The following is a 256-nucleotide window of genomic DNA, read 5'->3' on the forward strand; positions in this document are numbered from 1 at the left end:
CCCCGGATTACCGCCTGCGGGCGCGTATTCACCGGGAATTCGCGCCGGAAACCGCGGTGCTGGTGGAGTATGGTGACAAAAACAGTACCTTACAGGAGGTTTACCAGAAACTGGTGGCGCTGCACCGGTACCTGCTGGGCATTCAGAACGCCCCGGTCCCGGGGAAAGCCGCCCTGAGCGCCGTTCAGCAGCGGCTGGAACAGCATAACGGCGACCCGATTTTCGACGTCCAGCAGCGGGCGAAAAACCTGCCGGA

1 pseudogene is annotated in these 256 nt (G+C 62.5%); it reads left to right on the plus strand.

The features are described from left to right. A pseudogene (locus CKY02_RS23305) lies at positions 1–256 on the plus strand (hypothetical protein); the annotation flags it as partial.

Origin of the sequence: Photorhabdus bodei (assembly GCF_003287735.1) — a bacterium.
GTDB classification, from domain to species: domain Bacteria; phylum Pseudomonadota; class Gammaproteobacteria; order Enterobacterales; family Enterobacteriaceae; genus Photorhabdus; species Photorhabdus kayaii.